Source organism: Bacteroides sp. MSK.18.37 (genome assembly GCF_019129155.2).
GTDB classification, from domain to species: domain Bacteria; phylum Bacteroidota; class Bacteroidia; order Bacteroidales; family Bacteroidaceae; genus Bacteroides; species Bacteroides ovatus.
The window spans coordinates 2,798,010-2,812,061 of sequence record NZ_JAHOIB020000001.1 but is presented as its reverse complement, the minus strand read 5'-3'; the positions used below and the strand labels follow the sequence as shown (position 1 = coordinate 2,812,061).

At 43.8% G+C, this 14,052-nt stretch carries 11 protein-coding genes and 1 tRNA gene; 9 read left to right on the top strand and 3 right to left on the bottom strand.

Features of this window, described 5'->3' with window-relative positions; all coding sequences use genetic code 11:
* The first annotated feature begins 5 nt into the window (after positions 1 to 5).
* From KSX81_RS11560 to KSX81_RS11520, 9 genes are all read left to right on the top strand, one after another.
* Complete coding sequence (locus tag KSX81_RS11560; RefSeq protein ID WP_004298899.1) at positions 6 to 377, top strand: DUF3244 domain-containing protein; 372 nt, start codon at positions 6 to 8, stop codon at positions 375 to 377.
* 503 nt (positions 378 to 880) lie between these two features.
* The gene (locus tag KSX81_RS11555) at positions 881 to 1,468 is read left to right on the top strand and encodes a TIGR00730 family Rossman fold protein (RefSeq protein WP_008646994.1); all 588 of its coding nucleotides are present in this window, start codon (positions 881 to 883) and stop codon (positions 1,466 to 1,468) included.
* A complete protein-coding gene (locus KSX81_RS11550) occupies positions 1,465 to 2,298 on the top strand; it encodes a DUF4271 domain-containing protein (protein WP_004298903.1) in 834 nt (277 codons plus the stop codon). The genes KSX81_RS11555 and KSX81_RS11550 overlap by 4 nt, the downstream gene beginning before the upstream one ends.
* Before the next feature lie 4 nt (positions 2,299 to 2,302).
* Positions 2,303 to 3,049, top strand: a complete 747-nt coding sequence (locus KSX81_RS11545; protein ID WP_004298905.1) for a uroporphyrinogen-III synthase — start codon at positions 2,303 to 2,305, stop codon at positions 3,047 to 3,049.
* A gap of 5 nt (positions 3,050 to 3,054) precedes the next feature.
* A complete protein-coding gene (rnpA, locus tag KSX81_RS11540) occupies positions 3,055 to 3,444 on the top strand; it encodes a ribonuclease P protein component (protein ID WP_004298908.1) in 390 nt (129 codons plus the stop codon).
* Positions 3,441 to 3,716 carry a membrane protein insertion efficiency factor YidD gene (gene yidD / locus KSX81_RS11535; RefSeq protein WP_004298909.1) on the top strand — a complete coding sequence of 92 codons (276 nt, stop codon included), beginning with the start codon at positions 3,441 to 3,443 and terminating at the stop codon, positions 3,714 to 3,716. The genes rnpA and yidD overlap by 4 nt, the downstream gene beginning before the upstream one ends.
* Before the next feature lie 24 nt (positions 3,717 to 3,740).
* Positions 3,741 to 4,433, top strand: a complete 693-nt coding sequence (locus KSX81_RS11530) for a TatD family hydrolase (protein ID WP_004298911.1) — start codon at positions 3,741 to 3,743, stop codon at positions 4,431 to 4,433.
* 86 nt (positions 4,434 to 4,519) lie between these two features.
* The gene (gene tyrS / locus KSX81_RS11525) at positions 4,520 to 5,812 is read left to right on the top strand and encodes a tyrosine--tRNA ligase (protein WP_004298913.1); all 1,293 of its coding nucleotides are present in this window, start codon (positions 4,520 to 4,522) and stop codon (positions 5,810 to 5,812) included.
* Positions 5,813 to 5,919: 107 nt separating this feature from the next.
* Positions 5,920 to 5,990 (top strand) — tRNA-Gln (locus tag KSX81_RS11520).
* 572 nt (positions 5,991 to 6,562) lie between these two features.
* Here KSX81_RS11520 and KSX81_RS11515 read toward each other — a convergent pair.
* From KSX81_RS11515 to KSX81_RS11505, 3 genes are read right to left on the bottom strand one after another with little or no spacing between them, the layout of a single operon-like run.
* Positions 6,563 to 8,668 carry a sensor histidine kinase gene (locus tag KSX81_RS11515; protein WP_004296868.1) on the bottom strand — a complete coding sequence of 702 codons (2,106 nt, stop codon included), beginning with the start codon at positions 8,666 to 8,668 and terminating at the stop codon, positions 6,563 to 6,565.
* 27 nt (positions 8,669 to 8,695) lie between these two features.
* The gene (locus KSX81_RS11510) at positions 8,696 to 10,285 is read right to left on the bottom strand and encodes a RagB/SusD family nutrient uptake outer membrane protein (protein ID WP_004296869.1); all 1,590 of its coding nucleotides are present in this window, start codon (positions 10,283 to 10,285) and stop codon (positions 8,696 to 8,698) included.
* A gap of 4 nt (positions 10,286 to 10,289) precedes the next feature.
* Positions 10,290 to 13,652: a SusC/RagA family TonB-linked outer membrane protein gene (locus KSX81_RS11505; protein ID WP_004296870.1), complete on the bottom strand. Its 3,363-nt coding sequence runs from the start codon at positions 13,650 to 13,652 to the stop codon at positions 10,290 to 10,292.
* Positions 13,653 to 14,052 lie beyond the last annotated feature (400 nt).

Below are 14,052 nucleotides of genomic sequence, written 5' to 3'. Positions count from 1 at the left end.
TTATTATGAAAGCTAAATTTTTACCTTTTTTGTTGTTGACTGTCTTACTTCAAGTAAGTATGTTTTCTTTTGCACATGAAATGATATCTGCACGTCAAATCAGGCTAAAGAATAAAACTGAGGTACAACATCGGTCTATCCCTGTTACTCCTGATGCTTTTATTGAAAACTCATTGTTATCTATTGACCTTCTTTCTACTGTTCCCACTGTAACTGTTACCATCAAGGATGCAGAGACGGGAGAAGTGGTTTATACATCTACTGATTTAAATGTAGATAAGGTTTATATTGATCTTGCAGGTGAGGAAAAAGGTAAATATACTTTGGAGATACAACTTCCGAAGGAAGCCTTTATCGGAGATTTTGAATTAGATTAAATCTTTGGAATATATATTATTTGCAACTAACATAAGATGATATACCTAAATCATTAACTGTTGAAGCCCCGCTGCTGAAATATATGGCGCATTGCTGAAATGACGATTTAGATGACCGAAAGGGGAAAGAGTCGGTTAACTTTTATTCGTGGGCTTAATAAGCCTTGTGAAAGGCTCATTAAGGTATATTGAAACGTAAAATTAAAATCACTTTTTAATTGTGTGCTGGATTACTACTGGTAGGGTATTTGAACAATTTTATGGTTCAGATAATGAAGTTTATTCAGCAACAATGTGATACACCTGTTAGTAGATGAGAAATCTGTGATAGATGTATTCTCTGTGAGAAAAGCTCTTGGACTTCTAAAAAGTAAGAAGTCCAAGATTTTTTTATGAAGATAGATAAATGCGGAGATAAAAATGATCTCTGATTAAGTTGAATATGAATAACGGAATTTTTTCGTAATTTTGCCTTCTCGATATAATAATGGATAGTGATGAAGATGAACCAGATAAATTCCGTATGCGTATATAGCGCTTCCAGTACCAAGATAGATGCTGTTTACTTTCAAGCAGCCGAGACTCTCGGCCGTCTGCTTGCCGAACACCATATCCGTTTGATAAACGGAGCTGGAAGTATCGGTCTGATGTGCTCTGTGGCAGATGCTGTGTTGAAAAATGGCGGTGAAGTGACCGGAGTGATTCCCCGCTTCATGGTGGAACAAAACTGGCATCATACTGGACTGACAGAGCTGATCGAGGTAGAATCCATGCACGAACGCAAACAGAAGATGGCCAATTTGAGTGATGGTATCATCGCTTTGCCGGGTGGATGCGGTACCCTTGAAGAATTGCTGGAAATTATCACTTGGAAACAATTGGGGTTGTATCTCAATCCGATTATAATTCTCAATACAAACAGATTTTTCGATCCATTGCTCGAAATGCTTGAAAAAGCAATCGATGAAAACTTTATGCGACGCCAACACGGTGATATATGGAAAGTGGCGCAGACACCGGAAGAAGCTGTTCAGCTGCTTTATGAGACTCCTGTATGGGATATTTCCATTCGTAAATTTGCAGCGATATGATAGGTGATACACTAAGTTCCCAGAACACGGATACCTTGTCTCTTCTCCAGCAGAAACAGATTAGTCCGGCAAAGGCAGACAGTGATAGCCTGCAGTTGGCCGATCTTCATGCTGTACAAGAGGTTGATTCTGGCTTTGAAGGAACCCCTATCTCCTACTCTCCCCGTACGGATGATGCTATTGCGCTGACATTGCTGGCTTGCTTCTTTCTCTCCTCCATTGCCTTGGCACGTGGAAAGAAATTTCTCTCCCAACAGGTGAAAGACTTTGTATTGCATCGCGAACGGACGAGCATTTTTGATAGCTCTACGGCGGCTGATGTGCGTTATCTCCTTGTGCTTGTATTGCAGACCTGTGTCTTGTCGGGCATCACATTTCTCAATTATTTTCATGATACATGTCCCGCTCTGATGGACCATGTATCCTCTCTCCTTTTGCTGGGTATTTACGTTGGTTTTTGCCTCGCTTATTTCTTACTAAAATGGTTGCTTTATATGTTTCTGGGGTGGACGTTTTTTGATAAAAATAAGACAAATATATGGCTGGAATCGTATTCTGCGCTCATATATTATGTCGGATTTGCCCTTTTTCCGTTCGTTCTTTTCCTGGTTTATTTTGATTTGAGTCTAACGAATTTGGTTATAATTGGGTCTATTATTTTAATTTTCACTAAAATATTGATGTTTTATAAGTGGATAAAGCTTTTTTTTCATCAATTTAGCGGGCTTTTCCTATTAATTTTGTACTTTTGCGCTCTTGAAATAGTACCTTGTCTTTTACTGTATCAGGGTATGATTCAAATGAACAATATTTTGCTAATAAAATTTTAGGACGTTGAAAATTAGAAAAGTACTAGTGTCGCAGCCTAAGCCTGCGTCAGAGAAATCTCCCTATTACGACATAGCTGAAAAGTATGGCGTTAAAATAGATTTCCGGCCCTTTATTAAGGTTGAAAGTCTTTCGGCGAAAGAATTTCGGCAACAGAAAATTTCGATTCTCGACCACACTGCCGTAATATTCACTTCGCGCCATGCTATTGACCATTTTTTCACTTTGTGTACTGAATTGCGCGTGACAATTCCCGAAACTATGAAGTATTTCTGTGTGACGGAAGCTGTTGCATTGTATATTCAAAAATATGTGCAATATCGTAAGCGTAAGATCTTCTTTGGAGCTACTGGAAAGATTGAAGACCTGATTCCTTCCATCGTAAAGCATAAAACGGAGAAGTATCTCGTTCCGATGTCAGACGTACATAATGACGATGTGAAAAACCTGCTCGACAAGAACAGCATTCAGCATACGGAAGCTGTGATGTATCGCACGGTGAGCAACGACTTTACACCGGACGAGGAGTTTGATTATGATATGTTAGTGTTCTTCAGCCCTGCCGGAGTGACTTCTTTGAAGAAGAACTTCCCGGATTTTAATCAGAAAGAGATTAAGATCGGAACGTTCGGATCTACTACCGCACAGGCTGTACGTGACGCAGGTCTCCGTCTGGACCTTGAGGCTCCTACGGTGCAGGCTCCGTCAATGACTGCCGCACTTGACATGTTTATCAAGGAAAACAATAAATAAACAGAGTGGGTATATATACTTTGTGTAAAGCCGAAAGGCTGAATAGTAAAATTTTGATCGGAAAGATGTTTGAAGGCGGTGTTTCTAAATCGTTTTCCATCTTTCCGATACGCGTTGTATATATGCCTGTCGAGCAGGGCGAGGCTCCTGCTTCCATATTAATCAGTGTATCGAAACGTCGTTTTAAACGGGCGGTGAAACGCAACCGGGTGAAACGCCAGATACGTGAAGCCTACCGGAAGAACAAGTCTCTTCTGGTGGATGAACTGCAACGCCGGGAGCAACGGTTAGCCGTTGCCTTTATCTATCTGTCGGACGAGCTTGTTGCTACTGCCGAGCTGGAAGAGAAAATGAAAATAGCGCTTGCGCGCATCTCCGAAAAACTATTCTCATGAAACCTCATAACTCCCGGATATCTACCGCGTGGGTATTCGTTACGGGAATTTTGAGAAAGGTATTTTCCTTCTTCCTGCTTGTTCCCATCTATTTTTACCGGATTTGTATTTCACCCCTTACTCCTCCCTCTTGTCGGTTCACGCCTACTTGTTCAGCGTATGCGCTCGAAGCAATTAAGAAACATGGTCCTATAAAGGGGCTTTATCTTGCTGTGCGGCGTATTCTGCGATGCCATCCCTGGGGTGGTTCCGGTTATGATCCCGTGCCTTGAGACAACTGAAACGAGAAATAGAAAATGAAAAAGAATGTGACTGATATTTTAGATATCCATACTCATAAACAGGAAATTGATACCCAAGGAAAATCCATCATCAATTATCCGTTATTGGCAGACCCTCCATTGTATATGCCTCTGGCAGAGAATGTGGAAGTGGCTGTGGGTAGAGGATCTTATTATTCTATTGGTATTCATCCTTGGGAGGTGAGAGAGAGTAATGTCAGTCAGCAATTGAGCTTTCTTCAACAGCAGCTACAGAGAAAGCAGTTTGTAGCTGTAGGAGAGGCGGGGCTGGATAAATTGGCAAAAGCTCCGATGGAGCTTCAGTTAGCGGTGTTTAAGGAACAGGTAAAGTTGTCGGAAAAGCTCGGTTTGCCGTTGATTATTCACTGCGTGAAAGCAATGGAAGAACTGCTGGGTGTGAAAAAAGAATCTCGCCCCCAACAACCTTGGATATGGCATGGCTTTCGTGGAAAACCGGAGCAGGCGGTACAGTTGTTGAAGAAAGGGTTTTATCTTTCTTTTGGGGAATATTATCCCGATGAAACGATGCAGATAGTCCCCGATGAACGCCTATTTTTGGAAACGGATGACAGCTTGCTTGATATTGAAGATATCCTGTGTCAGGCAGCCAGGGTGCGTGGGGTAGAAGTGGAAGCGTTGTGTGAGGTGATTCGCCGGAATATCCAAAATGTCTTTTTTAAGGCGTAAGAGTTGTATCTTCCGAGAAAGAGTCGTACTTTTGTCGCACATGGAATTGAAATACAATAAAAACCAAATAATTAAAGAGTAATACGATGAATTTTGTAGAAGAATTGAGATGGCGTGGCATGTTGCAGGACATCATGCCGGGAACAGAAGAGTTGTTAAGCAAAGAGCAGGTGACTGCCTACTTGGGTATCGACCCGACTGCCGATTCGCTACACATTGGTCACCTTTGTGGAGTGATGATCCTTCGTCATTTCCAACGCTGCGGTCATAAGCCGTTGGCACTGATCGGTGGCGCTACAGGTATGATTGGTGACCCTTCCGGTAAATCGGCAGAACGTAACCTGCTGGACGAAGAAACATTGCGTCACAATCAGGCATGTATCAAGAATCAGCTTGCCAAGTTCCTCGACTTCGAGTCGGATGTACCTAACCGTGCCGAGCTGGTGAACAATTACGACTGGATGAAAGACTTCACTTTCCTCGATTTTGTTCGCGAAGTAGGTAAGCACATCACTGTAAACTATATGATGGCGAAAGACTCTGTGAAACGTCGTCTGAATGGTGAAGCACGTGATGGATTGTCATTTACTGAGTTCACTTACCAATTGCTTCAAGGATATGATTTTCTTCATTTGTATGAAACAAAGGGGTGTAAGCTCCAAATGGGTGGTTCTGACCAGTGGGGAAACATCACTACCGGTGCCGAATTGATCCGCCGTACCAATGGGGGAGAGGTGTTCGCATTGACTTGCCCGCTGATTACAAAGGCTGATGGTGGTAAGTTTGGTAAAACAGAATCCGGAAATATCTGGCTGGACCCTCGCTATACTTCACCATACAAGTTCTATCAGTTCTGGTTGAACGTAAGCGACTCCGATGCCGAACGTTATATTAAAATCTTCACCTCCATCGAGAAAGAAGAAATTGAAGCATTGATTGCCGAACATCAGAAAGCTCCGCATTTGCGTCTTCTCCAGAAACGTCTGGCTAAGGAAGTGACTGTGATGGTTCATTCTGAAGATGATTATAACGCAGCAGTAGACGCATCGAACATTTTATTCGGTAATGCGACTTCGGAAGCTTTGCGCAAACTGGATGAAGATACGCTGCTTGCTGTATTCGAAGGAGTGCCTCAATTTGAGATTTCCCGTGATGTATTGGCAGAAGGAGTAAAGGCTGTTGATCTATTCGTTGATAATGCGGCCGTATTTGCGTCGAAAGGTGAAATGCGTAAATTGGTTCAGGGCGGTGGCGTTTCGCTGAATAAGGAGAAGCTGGCAGCCTTTGATCAGGTAGTTACGACTGCTGACCTGCTCGACGAGAAATATCTGCTTGTTCAGCGCGGCAAAAAGAACTATTATCTGCTGATTGCAAAGTAATAATGCATGATTCATTCGATAGAATATAAAAAAGTGAACGAAATATTTGGAGGTTTGCTTGCAAACCTCTATCTTTGCACCGCTTTTTAAGAGAAAGCACATAAGTTTGGACTATGGTGTAATGGTAGCACAACAGGTTTTGGTTCTGTTTGTCCAAGTTCGAATCTTGGTAGTCCAACGAAGAAAAGCCCTGAAAGAGATATCTTTCGGGGCTTTTTCTTTTTTTGTGGATGCAAAGTCACTTCTTAAGTCATTAGAACGTTCACATACGGAACAACAACATGATGATTTCTATAGTTTGGTTGCAAAAGCGGAGGAAGATGCCTTGAAGAAGTATCTCTCTATTAGGATGTAAGAAATTTGTTATAGCTTATTTGTACGTAATATTGACTGTTTCGATGTTTGCCTTACTCATCTTTGAATAGACTTCTATATTGTTAGCAACAATATATTTACATTTCTATAATAAATCCAAATACCGTTTTTAATAAATAGTGAGAGAGTTTATTAAGAACGGTATCTGAGTTTATTAGAAACTATTTTCAGAGAATTATTGGAATATGTGGGATTTATATATACAAAATGGGAGAAAATCAATACTGATTTTCTCCCATTCGGTTCTTCCATATATGGAAATATATGTTTTGATAATGTGTTATTATGTCTTGATTTTTATATAACTCATATTGCTTTTTTCTTTTTCTGTTCCTCAAAGATACAAAATAAAAAGAGGAAAGTCAATAGCTAATCTTATTTTAATGGAAGTATAAGCAGAAAACGTGCGCCATTGGTGTAGCTCTTGTCTACTTTGACTTCTCCATGTAATCGTTCGGCTATGGTGCGGCATATATTCAGTCCCAGTCCTGATCCCTGTTTGAACTCATCCAACTTCTTGAAGCGTTCGAATACACTATCCATCTTGTCGGCAGGGATGCCCGGCCCGGTGTCGCTGACAGAGAACGTGATTCTGTCGGGATACTCGGTCAGTGAACAATGCAGATGGATTTCCCCTTTTTCTGTGTGCTTCTCTGCGTTGGTAAGGAAGTTGATAAGCACTTGTTGCAGGCGTTGTTCATCTGTGGTGATCTGGAAATCGTCTGCCACTTCGGAGGTATAATAAAGCTTCACTCCTTCCGCTTTTCGATCCATTACGGTAGAGAGTATGAGCCTGCACATTTCGTTGCAATGGCAGGAAGTCAGGTTCATGGTGTATTTGCCGCTTTCCAGTGCGGAAAGGTCAAGAATATCGTTGACAAGCGTGGTGAGCAGTTCGGAGTTGTGTTGGACGAGCGAGCTGAATTCTAGCTTTTCCTCATCTTCCAATGGCAGATCCGGGTTGGATAATAATTGTGAGAATCCTACGATGGCATTGAGCGGGGTACGGATTTCGTGGCTCATGTTCTGCATGAAATGAGTCTTCATCTTGTCTGCCTGTTCGGCACGGTCGCGGGCAATCGTCAGTTCTTCGTTCTTCTCTTGCAGTTGTCTGATTGATTTTCTGCGTAGATAAAGGTAGAGCGTGAGGGCTATGGCAAAGAAACAGAAGAATATCAGGATGAATTTCAATATCATCAGCTGGCGTTCGGATTCTGCCTGTTTAGCTACCATAAGACTCTGTGTACGTTCGGTTTCCGCTTTGAATTGTGCGAGCTCCAGGTTACGGTTTTTTAGTAGTAGCTCGTTATTTTCGGCGTTCATCTTCTCGATTTCCACTTGCGATTTCGTTTGCTGCAGTTCGAGCGTTGTCTTTTGCAGGTTTAATTGTGTGTTTTCCAGCTGCAAGGCTTGCGCTTTTCTTTTCAGTTGTTCGTTGCCGATACGCACATTCAGTTCCGACAGGTCGGCAGTCTGTATGAGTTGGTTCAGAGAATCCTGTAAACTCTGGAGCTTCTGAAGCGCTTGGTAAGCGTCTTTGTACTTCTGCTCTTTTGCGTAAATATTTGCCTGAAAAGCTATTCTCTCATGTAAGATAGAGGTGGAGTCGGCGAGAGCATGCGCTTTATCATATTGTTGGTTGAGTATATAATTGTATATCTTCAACTTATTCAGTTCATTCCTTCTGGTTTCACCATGTTTTTCGGTCGCTTTTAAACATTCCTGATAATAGCTTTTGAATTCCTCCTCCCTGTCGAGCGCGTATAAAAGTGTGCATTTACGCAGCATACAGGCATATTTGTTGGTTGAAGTCTTGGCACACTTGATTCCTTTCTCGGCATTTTCGTAGGCTGCTTCATATTGTTTCAGGTTTTGTTGGAGCATGGATATGTTCCAGTATATATAAGATATATCCTGCTCAGGGAGCTTCTCCTGTGTGTATACCAGCGATTGTTGGTAGTAATCCAGTGCCGTCCGGTTTTCCCTGCGCGCAAAGTAAATGTTTCCCATCATTCGCAGGCAAGTGGAGATACCGTAGGGATAGTCGTCGGCAAATGCCTGTTCTTTAGTCAATTCAGCCTCCTGGAGCGCACGCAGGGTATTACCTGTGTTCATCAGGTAATTAACTTTGTAGATGCTGCCAAAGTAGTAATATTGCAGGTAGTTGTTCTTTCGGGATATCTCCTGAAGCCTGCTGATTGCTTTCTCCAGTAATTCCGTTTTCCCATTATTGAAATAGTAGATTACCGGAATGGTAAGAGCGAGGCATTGTGCCTTTTTATCGTTGATCCGGATGGCTTTGGTATAGATAGTATCAGCTATTTCCAGTCCGGTTGCGTTGTTACGGTGTTTAGTTGCCTCCTCATAAAGTAGATAAAGAGAGTGGTCTATCTTGTACGGATTGTCCTGCGCCTTGGTTGGAAGGAGAGATCCGATAAAGGTGAACAACAAACATATACTGATATACCTGACTATTTTCATCTTGATTACTATGGATTTACAGTGTTCTTATTGTTTATTTATGGCATTGTTATATTCGTATTCTTTGGCGGGAATCACCCACATCCAGTTGTTGGCGTCTTCCGGGTTGATAGTTACGGCTGCGTTGGTCATGTAGTTTCCTCCGTCTTCGAAGGTGTGGCGTACGATGGTGTCTTTGCGCCGTTTGAAGTCAAACCAGCTGAATCCTTCGCCCCATAGTTCGATGCGGCGGTAGAACTTTATTTCGTCGAGCAGTGCCTGACCGCTCTTGTCGCAAGTATATTGAGGGTCGCGTCCGCTGTCGCGGATCAGTTCTTTCAGTAATTGCCTTGCTTCCGCTTCTTTTGAAGGCGTCAGGTGGCAGTTGGCTTCTGCTTCGATGAGATACATCTCCGAACTGCGGAAAAGATTGAAAGGCATGGCACCTACTTTGTCGATACACTTAAATTTGAACGACATATAAGCGTATATTTTTGCCGAAGTATTCAGGTCGGGATGCAACCCTTGGGCGTAACTGGTGAGTGCACTTCCGCCCAGACCATTGTTTGTTATACCACCCGTGTTATAAGTATATTCGAGCGGATCGAGAAAAAGTCCCCTGCGGATATCACTTTCCGGTAATGCATCGTACAGTTCACGGTTGATACAGGCCGGATAAGTGCATACAAGAGTAGAGGAGGAGTTGTATGCAAGGCGTGCGGCGAGGGATGAGTTTCCCAGCGATTCTTCTTCACTGTCATAGATACTCCATATCCATTCGCGGTTGACGGTACTGAATCCGTCGAAATATTCATCGGCATTCATAAGCGGATAACCGGCACGTGCTAGTGCAGCGTAATGGGCGGCAGTACTCCAATCCTCACGGGTGAGTGCGGCACGGGCATAGGTGGCGTAAGCGGCATTCACATTGATTTTGTGATTCTCGTCTTCTTTGCGGGCAATTCCGGATGCCTGATAATAGGTGATGGCCTGGTTAAGGTCGTTGTAAATCTGTTCGTAACAGGCCAGCATAGAAGAAAGAGGACAGTCGCCGGTAGAAGATGTATTGAGCCGGAGAACCACCCCTTCAGCACTGCCGTTTTGCGAATCGCACCAGCGTGGCGAGTAGAACTGCAGCAGTTGCAGGTAACAATAGGCACGGTAGGTTAGTGCCTGCGCATAAATATATTTGAATTTATGACTACCTTCGGGGTCGACATAATTTATAATAGCGTTGGCATTACTGATTACTTTGTAGTAATAATGCCACATATACTCCGTGTAACTACTGGTAGGTATGGCATGAGAAGCCCCGTTGAATATCGTATAGAAATTGTTGCGGGGACAATACATGTCAGCCCCCTGATACTCGGCATACATCAGTTTGACAGATCCTTCACCGTTGAATGACACGCCATCGAGTTTATTAGTGGGGTAAGTGGTTTTCATCAACTTCTCCAATCCGCTGACAGCATAGGCAGCGTACGCTTCATCCTTGAATAAATCGGCAGGAGATACCTGATTGGTAGGGGCGGTATCCAGATAGTCGCTGGCGCAGGAGTAACACAACAGCGTCAGGAGCAGGCAGAATCCTATGGAGTGATTCAGGAATTTCATGTGTATGGCTTTTTTCTTCATAAGGCTATAAGTTAATGTTGACTCCGAACGAGAAAACACGGGCGATACTCGTATAATTGTTGACGATTCCGTCAAAAGTCTGTACCGGGTTCAGCCCTTTGCGTTTGCTGAACAGGGCGACATTCTCTATGGCAGCATGCAAACGGATGCCGCCGAGTGTCAATCGTTTGCTCCATGTGGCGGGCAGGCGATAGGAGAGGGTGATGTTCTTGATGCTTAGATAGTCACCGCTTACAATATAGCGTGTAGATGCTTTCTGGCTGTTATATCCATTGATCGTTGCATCCAGATTCACTTGCGGAATACCCGATGGATCGAGACGGTTGGGCGATGTGGGCGTCATGCCTTCGGGGATTGCTGTCCATGCATTCAGTAAATCGGGAGTCAATGAATGTACGCCTACCGATGTCAGAGTCTGATAAGGCTGGTCGAAGACTTTGGAACCGCAACTGAAAATCATCAGGGCGGACAGAGTCAGGTCTTTCCAGCGGAGAGAGGTGGTGACCGAGCCGTTTATCTTCGGTAATGAACTGCCCGACCAGTCTTTGCGTGCATATCTCGGGTCGCCTGTATAATATTGTCCGTTGATGTCTACCCAACTGTCTGTCGGAATCGGATTTTTACCTTCGGTGCTCTCTTCTCCGTTTACGGGTGTTTTTCCATCCTCTCCGGCAATGTAATAAGCGTTGAAGTCCGGCAGATATACACTGCGACCTGTCATCTGGTCTACGCCAGCATACTGGTACAGCCAGAATTCATAAATGCTGTGTCCCTCTTTGAACTTCTGGAAATCTCCGTTCGTAATTCCCTCTTCCCGATCTTTATCCGGCAGTTTTCCGATCTTGTTTTTCACTTTGGAAAGGTTCAAACCTACATTCCATTCCCATTCCCGGTTGCGGATGATATCCCCGTCGGCAGAGAATTCCCATCCTTTATTGGAAACGTCTCCAATGTTTCGCCAGACGGTGGAAAGGCCTGTCGATGAGTCAGTGGCACCGGCAGATAGTGGTTGGATAAACTTGAACAGCAAGTCGTCCGAATGCTTGTTATAGTATTCGAAACTTAGGTTCACACGGTTGAAAAGACGAGTTTCCAGACCGATATTCAGCGAAGAATTCGTTTCCCATTTTAGTTCCGGGTTTTCGTTCTGCACTTTGTAGTAAGCGGCTTCTCCACCGTTGACGGCAGAGCCGTAGAGAGACATCCACTGGTACAGGCCATTACTGCTTCCGAAGTTATCGTTTCCCACTTGCCCGTAAGAAACCCGTAACTTGAGGCGGTTCAGCCACGACACGTTTTTCAGGAACGCTTCGTTGGAAAGCATCCAGCCGATACCTACGCTCCAAAAGTTACCCCAGCGATGGTCTGTATGGAAGATGGAGGAACCGTCGCGCCGGAAAGAAGCTTCGGCAAAATAAGTTTCGTTGTAGTCATACCGGGCCCGTGTGAAGTGACCCTCTGTACGATAGGTGTCTTTATATCCCTCACTGTAAGTTGTGGTGGTGAAATTTGAAAGTTCGTCTATTCCGGGAAAGCTCTCATTCTTTTTCTGTATGGCGTCGAAATTAAGCTTGTAATCATAGTTCTCGTGCCCCACCATCCATTCTACGAAATGCCTGCCGAACTGGTGTTTCCATGCCAGTAGCTGTTGCAGGGTGTATTCCTTATATTCCTGATCGATCTTGCTGATAAAACCAGTGTCCTTGTAAGCGCCTATTTCCGCATTTCCGTATTGGCTGTCCTCGATATTGCGCAGGCTGATATTGCCTTTCAATGAGAATGTAAAATCGCGTAGGAAAGAAACGTCCACATAGGCATTTCCTTGCAAGGTATTGGCAGCGTTCCACAACTTGTTCTTTTCGCTTTCCCACAGTAGATGGCGTCCATTGCTGGCGGCATCCGATTCCGAACGGCTTTCCGAACCGTCATCATATTGTTTTCCGCCTTCTTCGTTCAGGATATAATCTCCTTTGGAATGAAGCAATGAGCCGTCGCTGGCAAATACATCCTCTGTATAGTGGAGGTGCACCGGATAGATAGGTGCTATTCTCCGTGCAAAGTAAAATGCATTCGACAGGTTATTGGATTGCGCACTTCCGGCGGCTCCTATATCCCAGTTCGTTTTCTGGTGAGTGCCTCCGAGCGACAAGCCCGTTTTTAGCCATGGGCGTGGGGTGAAGTCAGCGTTGAGTGAGCCGCTAAGACGATTGAAATCACTTTTCCTGGTATATCCGTCTTCATTAAGATAGCCTAGCGAGAAACGGATCCGGTTCTTTTCATTGCCGGATTCTCCGCTTAGGTTGTATTCCTGGCGGTGACCGTTACGTGTGTAGGGAGAATACCAGTCGAGATCGTCCTTATATCCGTCCAGTATCCGGGCGTCGGATGCCAGATGACCGTTTGCATCGAAAAGGGCATTATCGGCTTTGTTATAGATGTTGATTCCTACTTTGCTGATAATGTCATTGTTGGTGGCGATGGTCGCTTCTTCGGGACTACTGCCGTTGCTGATAAGCTGGTTGCGATACCCCTGCCACATCGTTTCCATGAATTGATTGGCATTCATACGTTCGTAATCACCCTGTCCACGCGCGCTGAAGCCGTGGCGAATGTCCAGTTGAAGAGAAACTCCCTGTTTCTTCGCCTTTTTGGTGGTAATTAAAATCACACCATTCGAAGCCCGGCTACCGTACAATGCGCATGAAGCAGCATCTTTCAGTACGCTGACGCTTTCTATGTCTGCCGGATTAAGATCGGTGATCCATCCCGTATAGGGCATACCGTCTACCACGTAAAGCGGCTTATTGCTTCCGTTCACCGAACTGTATCCCCGGATCCGGACTTCCGCTTCGATACCAGGCTGCCCCACTCCGTCAATTGTCTGTAGCCCCGGTACTGCTCCGTTGAGCACGGAGATAACAGAACTGACCGGACGCATTTCGATTTGCTTACTGTCCACTACGGAAACAGCCCCGGTAATTGATCTTTTGAGGACAGTGCCATACGCTACCTGCACTACTACTTCATCCAGTTCGTTCACGTTCGGACGCAACCGGATTTCCATCATATTATGCCGGGCAGGCACTTCGATAGTTTGGTATCCTATGTAAGAAATAACCAGCATTTGCTGTCCGGGGAGGGTTGGTTGAAGACTAAACTTTCCATCCAGATCTGAAATACAGCCTTGCCGACTGCCTTTCACTGTGACAGAAGCACCTGTCAATGGTTCCCGGCTTTCCTCATCAATGATGATTCCTGTTATATTTTTTATTTGGGCATAAGTTAGGTTAATGGATAGAAGCATGTAAATGCATATCACTCCTATCTTTATTAAAGTATCTTCTGTCCGTCTTTTAATAATTGTCATAAGTTGTATATCTTGACGTATTTGTTGATTTTGCTTGCTATTTAAACATTTACAAAACTAATATATTATAATTAGTGTTATAATACATTGCCTCCTATTTATGCAATTTTAACGGTGTAGACTGCTAATTATTAGCTGAATTGGCAAATTAGATACTTTTTCTTGTTCTATATTTTATATTATTTGTTCTTGCGGCTCGAGAGATAGAGGCTTCTTTCTTTTTTTCATTGCATTAAGTAGAAATCTCTCCCAAAACGTATTATAGTTCGTTAAAAAAGTATACATTGCACGGATTCTGGACATTTTTGGTGGATAATTGGAACAAAATTGCAAGGTAAACCCGTTTTCTTTTGCTATTTTTGCATCGTGTACGTAAACGAAGTGCACGTAGAATAGAGAA

Coding starts and splice junctions, on each gene's coding strand:
- KSX81_RS11560 (WP_004298899.1), top strand. CDS start 6: ATGAAAGCTAAATTTTTACCTTTTTTGTTGTTGACTGTCTTACTTCAA.
- KSX81_RS11555 (WP_008646994.1), top strand. CDS start 881: ATGAACCAGATAAATTCCGTATGCGTATATAGCGCTTCCAGTACCAAG.
- KSX81_RS11550 (WP_004298903.1), top strand. CDS start 1,465: ATGATAGGTGATACACTAAGTTCCCAGAACACGGATACCTTGTCTCTT.
- yidD (WP_004298909.1), top strand. CDS start 3,441: ATGAAACCTCATAACTCCCGGATATCTACCGCGTGGGTATTCGTTACG.
- KSX81_RS11530 (WP_004298911.1), top strand. CDS start 3,741: ATGAAAAAGAATGTGACTGATATTTTAGATATCCATACTCATAAACAG.
- tyrS (WP_004298913.1), top strand. CDS start 4,520: ATGAATTTTGTAGAAGAATTGAGATGGCGTGGCATGTTGCAGGACATC.
- KSX81_RS11515 (WP_004296868.1), bottom strand. CDS start 8,668: ATGAAAATAGTCAGGTATATCAGTATATGTTTGTTGTTCACCTTTATC.
- KSX81_RS11510 (WP_004296869.1), bottom strand. CDS start 10,285: ATGAAGAAAAAAGCCATACACATGAAATTCCTGAATCACTCCATAGGA.
- KSX81_RS11505 (WP_004296870.1), bottom strand. CDS start 13,652: ATGACAATTATTAAAAGACGGACAGAAGATACTTTAATAAAGATAGGA.